Source organism: Syntrophaceae bacterium (assembly GCA_013177795.1).
Taxonomy (GTDB): Bacteria; Desulfobacterota; Syntrophia; order Syntrophales; family UBA2192; genus UBA2192.
In genome coordinates this window covers 808,629-822,631 of record JABLXY010000001.1, presented here as the reverse complement: position 1 = coordinate 822,631, position 14,003 = coordinate 808,629, and the positions used below count along the sequence as shown (strand labels likewise).

11 protein-coding genes are annotated in these 14,003 nt (G+C 66.2%); all 11 read left to right on the top strand.

The window, feature by feature from the left end:
• The first annotated feature begins 89 nt into the window (after positions 1 to 89).
• The 11 genes from HPY67_03790 (at position 90) to HPY67_03740 (ending at position 13,989) form a co-directional block, all read left to right on the top strand.
• A complete protein-coding gene (locus HPY67_03790) occupies positions 90 to 848 on the top strand; it encodes a hypothetical protein (GenBank protein NPV03835.1) in 759 nt (252 codons plus the stop codon).
• 199 nt (positions 849 to 1,047) lie between these two features.
• The gene (locus HPY67_03785) at positions 1,048 to 1,911 is read left to right on the top strand and encodes a hypothetical protein (protein ID NPV03834.1); all 864 of its coding nucleotides are present in this window, start codon (positions 1,048 to 1,050) and stop codon (positions 1,909 to 1,911) included.
• Positions 1,912 to 1,968: 57 nt separating this feature from the next.
• Positions 1,969 to 2,382, top strand: a complete 414-nt coding sequence (locus HPY67_03780) for a hypothetical protein (GenBank protein ID NPV03833.1) — start codon at positions 1,969 to 1,971, stop codon at positions 2,380 to 2,382.
• A 73-nt stretch (positions 2,383 to 2,455) separates the two neighbouring features.
• Positions 2,456 to 3,016 (top strand): hypothetical protein, encoded by a 561-nt coding sequence (locus HPY67_03775; GenBank protein ID NPV03832.1) that lies wholly within the window; start codon positions 2,456 to 2,458, stop codon positions 3,014 to 3,016.
• Positions 3,017 to 5,455: a hypothetical protein gene (locus tag HPY67_03770; GenBank protein NPV03831.1), complete on the top strand. Its 2,439-nt coding sequence runs from the start codon at positions 3,017 to 3,019 to the stop codon at positions 5,453 to 5,455.
• Between the two features lie 16 nt (positions 5,456 to 5,471).
• On the top strand, positions 5,472 to 5,633 hold the full coding sequence (locus HPY67_03765; protein ID NPV03830.1) for a hypothetical protein: 162 nt from the start codon (positions 5,472 to 5,474) through the stop codon (positions 5,631 to 5,633).
• Entirely contained in the window at positions 5,630 to 5,773 is a 144-nt protein-coding gene (locus HPY67_03760) for a hypothetical protein (protein ID NPV03829.1), read from the top strand. Before HPY67_03765 ends, HPY67_03760 begins: the two co-directional genes overlap by 4 nt.
• Positions 5,770 to 6,225 (top strand): hypothetical protein, encoded by a 456-nt coding sequence (locus HPY67_03755; protein ID NPV03828.1) that lies wholly within the window; start codon positions 5,770 to 5,772, stop codon positions 6,223 to 6,225. The genes HPY67_03760 and HPY67_03755 overlap by 4 nt, the downstream gene beginning before the upstream one ends.
• Complete coding sequence (locus tag HPY67_03750; protein ID NPV03827.1) at positions 6,210 to 6,851, top strand: hypothetical protein; 642 nt, start codon at positions 6,210 to 6,212, stop codon at positions 6,849 to 6,851. The genes HPY67_03755 and HPY67_03750 overlap by 16 nt, the downstream gene beginning before the upstream one ends.
• A gap of 9 nt (positions 6,852 to 6,860) precedes the next feature.
• Entirely contained in the window at positions 6,861 to 8,348 is a 1,488-nt protein-coding gene (locus tag HPY67_03745; GenBank protein NPV03826.1) for a hypothetical protein, read from the top strand.
• A complete protein-coding gene (locus HPY67_03740; GenBank protein ID NPV03825.1) occupies positions 8,335 to 13,989 on the top strand; it encodes a hypothetical protein in 5,655 nt (1,884 codons plus the stop codon). Before HPY67_03745 ends, HPY67_03740 begins: the two co-directional genes overlap by 14 nt.
• The last annotated feature ends 14 nt before the right edge of the window (positions 13,990 to 14,003 follow it).

Here is a 14,003-nt window from a genome sequence, read left to right as displayed (position 1 = left end):
CAACCGGGCAATCCGGGGCGGCAGGCGGAGCCCAGGGCGGAGGAACCCAAGGCGCACAAGGGGGTCAGGGGGCGGCGGATTGGCGGTCGATGATCCCGCCCGAGTACGCCCAGGACCCGAGCCTCGCGAACATCAAGGATCTCCCATCCCTGGTCAAGGGCTTCATCTCCGCCCAGAGCATGATCGGGGCCGAGAAGATCGCCCTGCCGGCCGGCAAGAACGACACGCCGGAGTACTGGAGCCAGGTCTTCGACAAGCTCGGCCGGCCGAAGAGCCCTGACGGCTACACCTTCGAGCGGCCGCGGATCCCCGAGGGCATGGCCTACAACGAGGAGCTCGAAAAGAGCTTCAAGAAGGTCTGCCACGAGCTCGGCATCCTGCCGAGGCAGGCCCAGGGGCTCTACAAGTTCTACAACGATCTCGCGGTGCAGGAGTTCCAGAACGCCGCCGGCGCGATGGACCGGGCCTACGCAGACGGCGAGAAAAAGATCAGGGAGATCTTCGGCGGCAAGGCGGACGAGGCCATCCAGCTTGCAAACCGCGTCTTCAAGACCTTCGGCGGCTCGCCGGAGGAGGTCGCCGCCTTGTCCCAGCGCTGCGGCAACGACCCGCTCGTCGTCGCCATGCTGGCGCGGATCGGGCAGAACATGCGCGAGGATGCGCTCGTGCGGGGCGAGAAGGCGGACTTCGAGCTCACGGGCAAGGACGCCGAGGCGAAGAAGCGCGACATCCTCTACAACAAGGACAACCCGCTCAACGCGGCCTACCTGGACAAGAAGCACCCGCGCCACCAGGAGGCCCTCGATACGGTCATGCGGCTCAACGAGATCATCCTCGGCGCGAGATAACGTCACAGCTGCGGCCGCCGGGACAACCTGCACAAGAGATCTCCCGGGCCCCGGCGGCCCGCTCTCCAAAACACCGGGCAATCCTTCCCTCGTGGTGGATCCGGAAAGCGGTTTTTACGACGCGATCCGGCAACGGGCAATCGCAAGAGGCTGACCACCCTTTTGATTGACCACAGATCACCGCGAAGGAGGATTGACCATGTCCTTTGAAGTCACCACCGCAATGGTGCAGCAGTACAACGACAACGTCGTCCTGCTGCAGCAGCAGAAGCCCTCCCGTCTCCGCCCCTGCGTCCGCGAGGAGAGCGTCCGGGGGGAATACGGGTTCTTCGACCAGATCGACGCAACCTCCGCGCAGAAGCGGGCTCAGCGCCACGCGGACACGCCGCTCATCTCCACGCCGCATGTCCGCAGGCGCGTCTCGATGGACGCCTACGACTGGGCGGATCTCATCGAGATCTTCGACCGGGCGGCCCTCATCACCGACCCGACCTCGAAGTACGTCATCAACGCCGTCGCGGCCCACAACCGCGCCATCGACGACGCGATCATCGCCGCAGCCCTGGCGACGGCCTACGGCGGACGGGACGGGAACACGACCTACGCCTTCCCGACCGCGACCCACCAGATCCCGCACGGCTCGACGGGCCTCAACATCACGAAGCTCCTCCAGGCGAAGAAGATCCTCGACTCCTACGAGAACGACCCGGACGAGCCGCGGTTCCTGGCGCTGACCTCGGCCCAGCTCATGGAGCTGCTCAACGCGACGGAGATCAAATCCGCCGACTACAACACGGTCAAGGCCCTGGCCGCCGGCCAGATCGACACGTTCATCGGCTTCAAATTCATCCGGACGGAAAGGCTCCAGAAGTCCGGCACGACGCGCTCCTGCCTGGCCTGGAGCCAGAGCTCGATCCTCCTGGGGATCGGGACGGACATCATCACCCGCGTTTCCGAGCGGGCCGACAAGAACTACGCGACCCAGGTCTACGTCGGGATGTTCATCGGCGCGACCCGGATGGACGAGAAGGGCGTCGTCGAGATCCAGGCGACCGAAACCTAATCAACCGACCCGGGGATCCTCCGGGGTCCCCTTCACAGCATCACAGGAGGATATGAAATGGCTGACGGACTCAACTACGCAAAGAGCCTCGCCCCCGGCATGAGAGACCAGCTCGGGGCCGAGTGGGGCGGGAAGAACCGGGCGATCTACGACGAGTTCACCTTCTCCGGCCAGTCCGCCGGGACGATCGTCAACGTCGGCGTCCTTCGCAAGGGAGAGGTGTATCTCGGCTGCGAGATCGTCAACGCGGCCCTGGGGACCGGCGTCACGCTCCAGGTCGGCGACGCCGGGAATGATGCCCGCTACATGGCGGCGCAGTCGGCCTCCTCGGCGGGCAACATCGTCGGGAAGGAGGCCGGCGCCGGCTTCGGCTACAAGGCGCCCGCCGACACGGTCATCTTCATCAAGACCGGCGGCGGCGCGGCCACCGGCAAGGTCCAGATCGTGTGGTACAAGGCGGCCCCGAACTGATCGGGCGCAACGAGAGGGCCGGGGGTTTCCCTCCTTTCCCCCGGCCCCAACCCCCTGAACCGCGGAGGGCGAGATGGCATCGGAAGTCGACATCTGCAACCTGGCGCTCACGTCGATCGGGCACAAGACGATCCAGTCGCTCAACGAGAGCAGCGAGGGGGCCCGCAAGAGCAGCGTCTACCTGCAGCAGGCCATCGACGAGACGCTCCGGGCCTACCCCTGGAACTGCGCTATCCGGAGGGCGAGCCTGGCGCGGCTGACCGAAACCCCCTCTTTCGGTTTCAGCTACGCCTTCGCCCTGCCCCAGGAACCCTATTGCCTGCGCGTCCTGCAGATGACGGAGAAGTCGATCCGCTACAAGGTCGAGGGCCGGAAGCTCCTGACCGACGAGGCGGCGGCGAAAATCCTCTACATCGCCCGGATCGTGCCGGCGGAGATGGATCCGCTCCTGGTGAGCGCGGTGGCGGCCCGGCTGGCGGCGGAACTGGCCTACCCGATGGCCAATTCGCCGACGCTGCAGGCGAACATGTGGAAGCTCTACGAGCAGAAGCTCCTCGAGGCCGTCACGGTGGATGCCCAGGAAGGCACGCCGGACGAGATCGAGGTGGACACGTTCATCAACGCGAGGTTCTGAATGCCCCGGGTGTCGCCCATCATCACGTCCTTCAACGCCGGCGAACTCTCGCCGCAGCTCTACGGCCGCGTCGACGTGGGCAAGTACGCCAACGGCTGCCGGGTCATGCAGAACTTCATCCCCCTGGTCCACGGCCCGGCCCGGAGGCGGCCCGGGACGTACTTCATCGCCGAGCTGAAGGCCTCGGACAAGAAGGCACGGCTCATCCCCTTCGAGTTCTCCGTCACGCAGGCCTACGTCCTGGAATTCGGGGACCGGTACATCCGTTTCTACAAGGACCAGGGGCAGATCGTCGACGGCGGATCCCCCTATGAGATCTCCTCTCCCTATGCCGAGGCGGACCTGCCGGGGCTCAAGTTCGTCCAGGACGCCGACACGATGTACATCGTGCATCCATCCCACAAGCCCCGGAAGCTGACCCGCACGGGGCACACGGCCTGGACGCTCTCGGAAATCACGTTCATCGACGGGCCCTACCGGGACGAGAACACGCTGGAGGAGCTCGGCGGCCAGCTCTGCCCCGACGGGGACATGGAGGAGAACACCGGATGGGCGGGCGTCGGGACCCCGACGGTGCAGGAGCGCAGCGCCGACCGGGCCTATCACGGCGGCTATTCCCGGAAATTCACCGTCGATGCGGCGGACGAGGGGATCAAATCGGGGACCTGGACCTCCGAGACGGGCGCGATCTACCGCCTTCGCTTCCGGGTATTCACCGACCAGGCGAACGTCAAGTACGCGATCCGGAAAGGGGACGACAGCGGGTTTATCTTCACGGAGAACGTCTCGTCGGTCCCGAAGAACGAATGGACCGAATACGAGCACTACTATCAGGAGACGGCCGGGGGCTCCGGAGCCTATGTTCAGATCACCAACGCGACGGGAACCTCGGGGACCTGGTACATCGACAGGGTCGAGATTCACAAGATCGACACGATCCTCCTGACGCCCTCGGCGGCCTCCGGGTCCATCACGCTTTCAGCTTCGGCGAGCCTGTTCGAGGCGGGCCACGTCGGGGCCTGCTTCCGGCTCCGGCACGGTGAGACGTGGGGTTATGTCCAGATCACGGCCGTCACGAACGCAACGACGGCTGCCGCAACGGTCAGGAAGGAGCTCGGCGGGACCAAGGCGACGCCCCACTGGCGGGAAGGGGCCTTCTCGACGAAGAACGGCTGGCCTGCGGCAATCGCCTTCCACGAGCAAAGCCTGTGGCTCGCGGCCACGGCGGCCGACCCGCAGACCGTGTGGCGCAGCGTCGTCGCCGATTACGAGAACATGGCGCCGGGCACAAACGCCGACGACGGCCTCTCCTACCGGATCGCCTCGGAGCGCGTCAACACGATCCGCTGGCTCTCCTCCATGGGCAGCCTCATCGTGGGTACGGTCAACGGCGAATGGCGCCTGGGCCCCCAGGACGCCGACCAGCCGATCAAGCCCGAAAACATCAAGATCACGCAGCAATCGGCCTACGGGTCGGCGGACATCCAGCCGATCAACCTCCGCAACTCGGTTCTGTTCGTCCAGCGGCTCGGCATCCCTTCAAACTACGGGGAGAAGGTCCGCGAGCTTTCCTACCGGTTCGAGATCGACGGCTACGTCGGGACGGATCTCACGCTGCTGGCCGAGCACGTCACGCGCGGCGGCCTCGTCGAGTGGGCCTTCATGGCAAGCCCGTACCCGATCGCCTGGGCCGTTCGTTCCGACGGGGTGCTGCTGGGCATGACCTACGAGAAGGACCAGGACGTCGTCGGCTGGCACCGGCATCCGACGGCCGGCGAGGTCGAGAGCGTCTGCGTGATCCCCGGATCCTGGCAGGATGAGCTCTGGATGGTCGTCAAGCGGACCGTCAACGGTTCCGTCAGGCGGTATGTCGAGATCCTCACCGAGTTTGACTGGGGAGGCGCGGCGGAGCCGCAATGGGCCTTCTTCGTCGATTGCGGCCTCACCTACGACGGGGCGCCGGCTACGACGATCTCGGGCCTGGAGCACCTGGCCGGCGAGACCGTCTCGATCCTGGCCGACGGGGCCGTCGTGCCGAACCAGGCGGTTTCGCAATCCGGGACCGTCACGCTGCCGCAGGCCGCGTCGGTCGTGCATGTCGGTCTGCCCTATGTCTCTGACCTCGAGCCGATGGATCTCGAGGCCGGCGCCATGGAGGGGACGGCCCAGGGCAAGAAGAAGCGGATCCACGAGGTCGCAATCAAGCTCTACGAGACCCTCGGCGGCCGGGTCGGGCCGAGCGAAAGCGAGCTCGACGAGATCATCACCCGCACGGCGGACGACCGGATGGGCTTCCCGCCGCCGCTGTTCACCGGGGATTACATGGTGGCGTTCCGGGGCGGCTTTTCAGATTACGGGCGCATCCGTATCCGGCAGGACAGGCCCCTGCCGATGACGGTGCTTTGCCTGATGCCCCGGTTCACGACCGAGGACCGATAGGAAAGGAGATCGAACCATGGAGCAAGTCATCGTTATTGCGGCTGTAGCGGTCGCCGGGTTCGTCGCCGGCGGCCTGGTGTACCGGAACAATGCGAAGAAGGCCGAGGAGAAGGCCGCCGAGTGGAAGGGCAAGTACGACGGCCTCATCCAGAAGATCGGGGAGAGGGTGAAGGGTTGATCGTTCCGGTCAAGGGCGGCTTCATCGTGAAGAGCGAGTCCGGCAGGAACCTCTCGAAGGTGCTGCCGACGCGGAAGGCCGCCGAGAAGCGCCTGCTGCAGGTCGAGTACTTCAAGCACAAGGGGAAGGGCGGCAAATGACCGAGATCGTTCCCTTCGAGCCGGAGCACTTCGACGGCATGGAGCTCCGGGACCCGGGCGCCGTCCGGGGCTACGGTCCGGGATACCGGGAGCTCCTGGGCCGGTACAGGCAATGGGGGCCCGCATGGACGCTCCTGCAGGACGGCCGGCCGGTCATGAGCGGCGGCGTCGTCATTCTCTGGCCCGGCGTCGGGGAGGCCTGGACACTCATGTCGAAGCGGGTATCGGAGTGCCCGCTGGCCGTCGTCAAGGCCCTGAAGAAGTGCATCGCCGAGGCCATCGGGAAGCACGGTCTGCGGCGGATCCAGGCCACGGCCCGGCGGGGCGACGACCGGGCTGTGGCGCTGCTGCACGTGCTCGGCTTCAAGGTCGAGGGCCTCATGCAGCGCTACGGGCCCGACGGCGAGGACTACTACATGTGCGGGAGGGTTGTGCCGTGGAAGTCGTCGTAGCGATGGCCGGGGCATCTCTTCTTGCCTATGGCCAGGTCCGCGAGGGCCTCACGCAGTCCGCAATCCTCAAGAAGCAGGCCGAGGAGGCGGAACGCGAAGGCCAACTCGCCCTGCGCCAGGCCGAGGTCGAGCGGCAGCAGGCCGAGATGAACATGACCGAGGCCGACATCGAGAAGCGCAAGGGCGAGATCCAGGTGAATCTCCAGCGCGAGAAGGCGGAGAAGATCCTCGGGGAGCACCGGGCGAGACTGGCGCGCGCCGGCGTGTCATTCACAGGGTCTCCCCTGGAATATCTGGGCGACGAAGCCGCCAGGGCGGAATACGATCGGGAACTCATTCGTTACGAGGCGGGCCTCAAGTCATGGGAGAAAAGCCGGGAAGGTACGATCCGCCTGGACAAGGCGAAGCTCCTCGAGGCCGAGGCGCCGATGTACGGCGTGCAGGCTTCCATCTACCGGCGCGGGGCGAAGGAGGCGAAGATCGGCGGCTACCTGCGCGGGCTCGGGACGCTTGCGATGGCGGCGGGAACACTGGGAAAGGCGAAGACCCCGGCTCCCTCGAGCGACTGGAACTGGGGCGGGTACGCACCCGGAGACCCGACGTTCGGCCGGGGCACCCCCTACTAGGAGCGGACGATGAAGCTCGACTATTCATCCCTTTCCAGGGCTTCCCGGGGCCTCCAGGAGGCAGGCGGGAAGATCCACGAGTACGGCATGAAGGAGGTCGAGAAGCAGCGGGACGCCGACCGTCTCGTTGCCTATGCCCGCTTCAGGACCTGGGCGAGCCGCCTGTACGACGACGCCGTGACGGGACTCGAGAACACCCCCTTCGAAGACGTCCAGGCGGGGAAATTCCGGGGCCTCGATGACGCCAGGGAGCGGATCGAGAAGTACCTCGAGGAGATCGAGGACCCGCAGCTCCGCGCGCTCATGGAACGCGAGCACGGGCAACTCCAGGAGGCGGGACACCGGAAGTACAACGACCTCTACCAAGCGAAGCGGCGCGACTTCCACCGGGCAAGCCTCGCCGAGGACCGGGACCTCACCCTGCAGAGGGTCCAGGCGGCCGGGACCGAGGCCGAGCAGCAGGAGATGATCGACGGCTACATCAGCCGGCTCCGGGCCGCGCAGCGCACCGGGATCTACACGGCCCAGGAAGTCCAGAAGGAGGTCACGGACTTCGTCGGCAAGCACGAGGAGCACAAGGCGAACCTGCTGATCGACCGGGATCCCGCCGCGGCGAAGATCCGGCTGCGGGAGGCCGATTTCCTGCCGAACATCCCCCCTCTGAGGCGCGACGAGCTCGTCCGCAAGGCCGATGCCGCCTGGAGAAGCAGGATCGACGAGGACGAACGGATCGAGCAGATCAAGGACAACCAGATCCGGCGGGCCTCGGAGCAACGCGCCCGCGAGCTCCTCCAGAACCTCGACAAGCTCACGCCGGAAGACATCGACCGCGAGCTCATGCAGGGGAACATCCGGCGCGAGGAGGCCCGGGAGCTCAGGGCCTATGTCGAGCACCGCGAGGACCGCAGCTCGCCCTATGCCTTCTACGACGCCCACGAGCGGATCGCATTGGGGGAGATCATCTCCGCCAAACAGATTCGGCGGCTCTCCGGCGTGTCCTGGAAGGACAAGAACATCCTGCTGGGCATACTCGACCGCGAGAACAAGGAGGGCGGGGCAGGGGGCGAAAAGAGCTATTACGGCCTCGCGACGGGGCTTCTGAAAAGCGTCATCCTGGGCGGCGACACGCCGGAGAGCATGCGGCACGAGAACATGCCGCAGTACATCGCGGCCGTGGGGCAGCTCAACCAGGCCATCAAGGAGAGCGATCTCAGGGACAAGGACGTCTTCAACGCGGCCGTCACGATCGCGAAGGTCTACAACGCGAGATTCGATCCGGCGAGCGCCCTGCCGAAGGTGGGGGGCCGCAGGCCCGTGGACGCGGCGGATGTGGACATGCTCGAAAAATGGGTCGCCGAATCGTACCGGGCGGGAACCCTGTCGCGTACCGAGGCCAGCCGGGCCGCCAGGGCCCTCCGGCTCTACCGCGGCTATTTCGAAACCGGAAAGCTCCTGAGCGAAAGTGACAAGGGGAAAAGGACGGATGCCGGTCGATAGTTACGAGGATCGCTATCTCGCGACACGGAAGTTCTCGACGGAGGACGAGGAACTCGAGGATCTCCTGGCGAAGCACCCCGCGGGGAGTGTCCAGCGGCCCCTCGGCGGCGACGACGCGGCGGCGCAGTTCCGCCGCATGATGCAGGAGCAGGCCCGGCGCGCCGGCAAGCCCCTGGACAAGGAGGCCGAGAGGGAACTCGGCGGCGTCGAGGACCCCTGGATCGACCCGACGACGGCTTTCACGGGCGGTTTTGCGGGCCGGGCCGGACTCACGATCCTGCAGCAGGGGGCCCGGGCGGCCGGGAAGGCGGCAGGGCAGGGGGCCGTATCGGGCGCGGCCGGCGCCGTGATGGACTACCCGATCGGCATGGCGACGGAGGGCGTCGAGGAGCGGAGCCCCTGGCTCGCGCTCCCCTTCAATGTGCTCGCCGGTCTGTTCTCCGGCGCCACGGTCGAGAACAAGATGGAGAAAGCCGTCTACAGGGCCTTCGAGAAGCGCGGGATCAAGACCTCGGCCGAGGCGATCCGCAAGGCCCGGCAGGCCATCAAGGAGAAGATCCTGGGCGGTGAGAAACTCGACCCGATCTCGAGGGAAGTCAGCGACGATCTCTGGCAGGAGATGGGCGGTTTCGGGACGACGAGAGAGCCCCGGCTTCCCTTCGACGAGATGCCGGGCTTCGGCCGCGAGGGATTCACGGCGCGGGGCACGATCCCGGCTGAAGTGAACGACTACTGGAACATCCTCGGACGCCGGGAGCCTCCGGATCTCGCCGGCCGGGAGCATTGGGAAGACGTTTTCGGCTACCGGCGCGGGCCTGCCGAGGAGTACATGGACATCGCGGGGCGGGGCGAGGGCCGCACCCTGGGCGGGACCCTGGATGCCGAGATCGAGGGCTTCGGCCGCGCCGGCAGGCCGGAGCCTTACGGCTGGCCGGAGATGCGGCCCCCGGACCGTGGGCCGGCAGCCGACTACATGGGCGTCTTCGGGGGCGAGGGCAAGGCCCTCAGGGGAACCGTCGAGACGGCGTACGAGGACCTCTGGGACGTGTTCGGGCGGAGCTTCGTCGGTCACGAACCGAACGTGAAGCCGGACAAGGCGAGTGTCGTGCTCGACCCGGGCCGGTTCCCGGTGCATCGGGTGGCCGTCAAGGATATCGGGGCGATTCCCGAATCGCTGCAGTTCAAGCTCGACGTCAACGCCGAGGGGATCCAGAAACAGCTGTCCGGCGAATGGAACGACCTGGCGGCCGGAAACCTCTTGCTCTGGGAATCCCGGGACGGTAAACTTTATGTGGCCAACGGGCACCATCGGCTCGAGCTCGCGAAGCGCCTTGGCGTCAAGGAGGTCAACGCCCAGGTCATCCGGGAAGCCGACGGCTTCGACGTGAACGCGGCCCGCAGGATTGCGGCCGAGAGCAATATCCTCGAAGGGAAGGGCACGATCTATGACCACGCGGAATTCTTCCGGCAAAACCGGGGGAGCTACGATCCTGGACTTTCCGAGCGGAAGGGCCTTGTCGGCAGAGGATTTACAATCGGCACGCATGCCTCTGATGATACTTATGCCCAATTCCGAAATCGCAAGATTAGCCCGGATGCAGCCGAGGCCGTATCAGCCGCGGCCCCAGGAGACGAAGCCCTCCAGCGGGCAGGAGTAAAATTTGCATTGGAAAACGGGAGGGCCGGCTATGACGAGATCAGCCATTTCGTCAAGGCCCTCAAGACGGCGCCCAGGGTCCCGCTGACGGATCAGCCCGACATGTTCGGGTTCGACGACTCGGCGATCGAGCGGGCGAAGACCCTGGCGAAGGCCGTCTCGAAGATCGTCGGCGACCTCCGGGAGGACCTCAACGCCGTCCTGGGGGCGGCCAAGCGGCCCGAGCGGGCGAAAAAGCTCGGCGTCAACGTCAAGGACCCCGAGGCGGTCCGCGCGAAGATCGAGGACCTCCGGGGGCAGCTCGAAGACTGGAGCAAGTGGTATGTCAACGAAGATCTCGTCAAGAAAGCGCACGAAGCGGCGGGCCTCAAGGCCCCAGACCCCGCAGCCGTCGCCGATGACATCCGAAGATATCACATCCGGCGGGAACTCTTCGACGAGCTCGAGGACCTCGGGCGCGGTGTGGCCACCTTCGGAGGAGCGCTGGAACGTGCTGGAGGCGTCAAAACCCTCGGCGTCGGCATCCGAAGAGACCTCATCCGCTCCGGTTCCGTCAATCTACGAGGGCAAGTCGTAGAGACGGCCGAGGACCTGGCGGCCGTCGCCCAGGTCTACCGGGACCCCCGCTACGAAACCCTCCGCATCGTCTACCTCAAGGGAAACCGGATCGTCGGCCACGAGGGCTACACCTCGCGGATGCCCGGCTTCGCCGCGTTCCCGCTCCGGGCCGAGAAAGCCATCTACGAGATCCAGAGCCGGGCCGGCCGGCTGGGGGCCGACGGGTTCTATTTGCTGCACAATCACCCCGGGGGCGCCCCGTCGCCCTCGGCCCAGGACCTCCAGTTCTCGCGGCTTTTCAAGGAAAAGCTCGCAAAGATCCAGGAAAAACTCGCGATCCCCGGCGCGGAGTACAAGGGCCACGTCGTCATCGACTCCGGGAAATACGGATTCATCCATCCCGAAACGCATATCCCGGAAGTGCTCGACCTGAAAAAGCCCGCCGGGTGGACCGACGAGCTTCTTTCTCCCGAAAAGGAGCATCACCTGCTCGGGATCGAGGTGTCGGGCTCAGAGAGCCTGGCCCGCCTCGGAGCGATCCTCAGGACCCCCAGGGAATTTGCAACCCTTCTCTACCTGGACGCCCGGAACCGGATCCGGGCGATCCAGGAGGTCCCCAACAAGCTCCTGAACAATTACCAGGAAGCCTCGAATTACATCCGCGGCCGTACCCGCGAATTCGGCGCCTCGCGCGTGGTGGGCTATACGGACGACGCGCCGTCCCTCGACCATGCCCAGGTCAACAACCTGATCTACAACAACACCTTGACCGACATGGCCTATGCCGATCCCCGCATGCAGCGGGGATGGTCCACCTTCCGCGACATCGTGACCCCGATGCAGGGGTGGATCGCGGGCAGGCCTGCAAGCGCCTACTATCGCCCGGCCAAGGTGGGGGAGGAAATCGCCGCCTACAAGGCTGGGCAGTCTCCTTCCGTCCGGCTGCCGGATGACTTCATGGCCCGCGCCAGCGCCTTTCTCAAGGACCGCAGGATGAACCTCGCCGAGGTTCCCGAGCTCGAGATCAACTGGAACCGGATCGAGACTCCCGACGACGTCAGGGCCGCGATCGACGGGATGAGCGCCTCCTTCCCCGAGGAGATGCTCAGGGCGAGGGGTTATCAGTCCCATGCGCAGACGGAGCTCCTGGCGAAGGAGATGGGGATTTCGCCTGCGCGGCTCATCAAGATGACCGGCGGCGGGGCTCTGGATGCAAAAGAGGTCATGGCGATGCGGATGATGCACCTGTCGAGCGGGGCCGAACTGTCCAGACTGGCGGCCCGCGCCGCCTCTCCCATGGCGACCGACGAGGACCTCTACAACTTCCAGAAGCAGTTTGCCGTCCACTACGCGATCCAGAGCCAGTACTTCAAATTCCGAGCCGAGGCCGGCCGGGCCCTCAACGCCTTCAAGATCGTCGCCCGCGCCGACCGGAGCATGCAGGAGCAGCTCCAGGAGATCATCCAGAAGGCCGGTGGCGTCGGTTACTCGAAGGATATGGCCCGGATGATGATGGACCTCGGGACCCCGGAGCAGGTCTCGAAGTTCGTCCGCCAGGCGGCGAAGGGCCCGGACATGCTCTTCGAGGCCTACGTCAACGCCCTGACGTCGAACCCCGTGAGCCACTCGGCCAACGTGATCGGCGACACGATCGCGGCGCTGCTGCAGATCCCGGAGCGGTGGCTTGCCGGGAAGATCTCGAAACTCACGGGCGACCGGGCCGTCGCCGAGGGCGAGGCCGGGCGGATGCTCTACGCGATCACGGAGGGCATGAAGGACGCCTGGAAGCTGGTCGGAGAGGCCCTGAACAAGGAGGGCGTCTCTGGGCTGGATCTCATCGACCTGAGCCGGGCCATGAACGAGATGGCGCGGAGCCTCGGCCCGCAGGACTTCTACAACAAGTTCGACCTCATCCATCGCAAGGCCATCACGGCGGAGAACCTGAAGCAGACCTACCTCGGGAAGGCGATCGGCCGGATCTCGTCCGACGCCCTCGAGGAGGGCGGGCTGCTCGCCCGGGCCGTCGACGGCCTCGGGGAGGTCGTGCGGACCTCCGGGAAGTTCCTCGAGGGAGAGGACCAGTTCTTCAAGGCGATCGGCTACCGGATGGAGCTGCACGCCCGGGCCTACCGTCAGGCCGTCCAGGAGGGCCTCGAGGGCGAGAAGCTCGCGGAGAGGATTCTCGAGATCCTGGACAACCCGCCGGAGGATCTCCGGATCGCGGGCATCAATGCCGGCCGCTACCTCACCTTCCAGCAGGACCTCGGCAATTTCGGAAAGGGCTTCCAGCGGCTCGCCGTCATGAATCCCTGGATCCGGTACTTCGTGCCCTTCGTGCGCACCCCGGCGAACATCATGAAATTCGTCGGCGAGCGGACGCCCCTGGCCCTGCTGTCCAGGAACGTACTGGCCGACATCCGGGCCGGCGGCGCCGAGCGGGACCTCGCCCTGGCGCGGATCGCCCTGGGGACCTTCACGATGGCCACGATGGGGTCGCTGGCCGCGGCGGGCTACATCACGGGCTCGGGGCCGTCGAACCGGGAGATGCGCCAGGCGCTGCAGAGAACGGGATGGCAGCCTCACTCCATCAGGATCGGCGACACCTACTACTCCTACAACCGGCTGGACCCCGTGGGCGGCCTCATCGGGATCGCGGCCGACATCGCGGAGCTCATCAACCAGGTCGAAGAAGCGGACGCCGACGACGACGTCGAGAAGCTGGTGGCCGGCGGGGTCATGGCCATCGCGAAGAACATCATGTCGAAAACCTACGTCCGCGGGATCGCCGATCTCGTGACGGCCGTCTCGGACCCCGACCGCTACGGGGAGAAGTTCGTCGAGAAGCTCGCCGGCTCCCTGGTCCCCGGCATTGTGGGCCAGGCCGCGCGGGTCCAGGACTCGACGGTGCGCGAGGTCAATTCCATGCTCGACGCGATCAAGGCCCGGATCCCCTCCTGGAGCGAATCGCTGCCGCCCCGGCGGAACCTCTGGGGCGAGCCCGTAGTCCTCTCGGGCGCCCTGGGCCCGGACATGGTCTCGCCGGTCTTCACGTCAAAGCGCGCCGGCTCGCAGATCGACGAGGAGATCGTCCGGAACCGGATCCGGGTGGGCATGCCCTCGAAGCACGTCTTCGGCCGGGAGCTCACGCCCGAGCAATATGACCGCTACGTGCAGCTGGCCGGCAACGAGGCCAAGGACGGCCAGGGCCGGGGCCTGAGGGACTACCTCGAGGAGCTTGTGCAGGGCGAGGATTACCAGCGGCAGAGCGAAGGCGAGGAGGGCGGCAGGTCCTACCTCATCCGGAGCGCCGTCATGCGCTGGCGGCGGCTTGCCCAGGCGAAGCTCCTGGAAGAGTTCCCGGAGCTCGCCCAGGAAGTGCAGGAAGCGCGCACCCGCCGGGCCGAGGCGAGAAGGCCCGCATTCTGACGGGGAGGATCGGA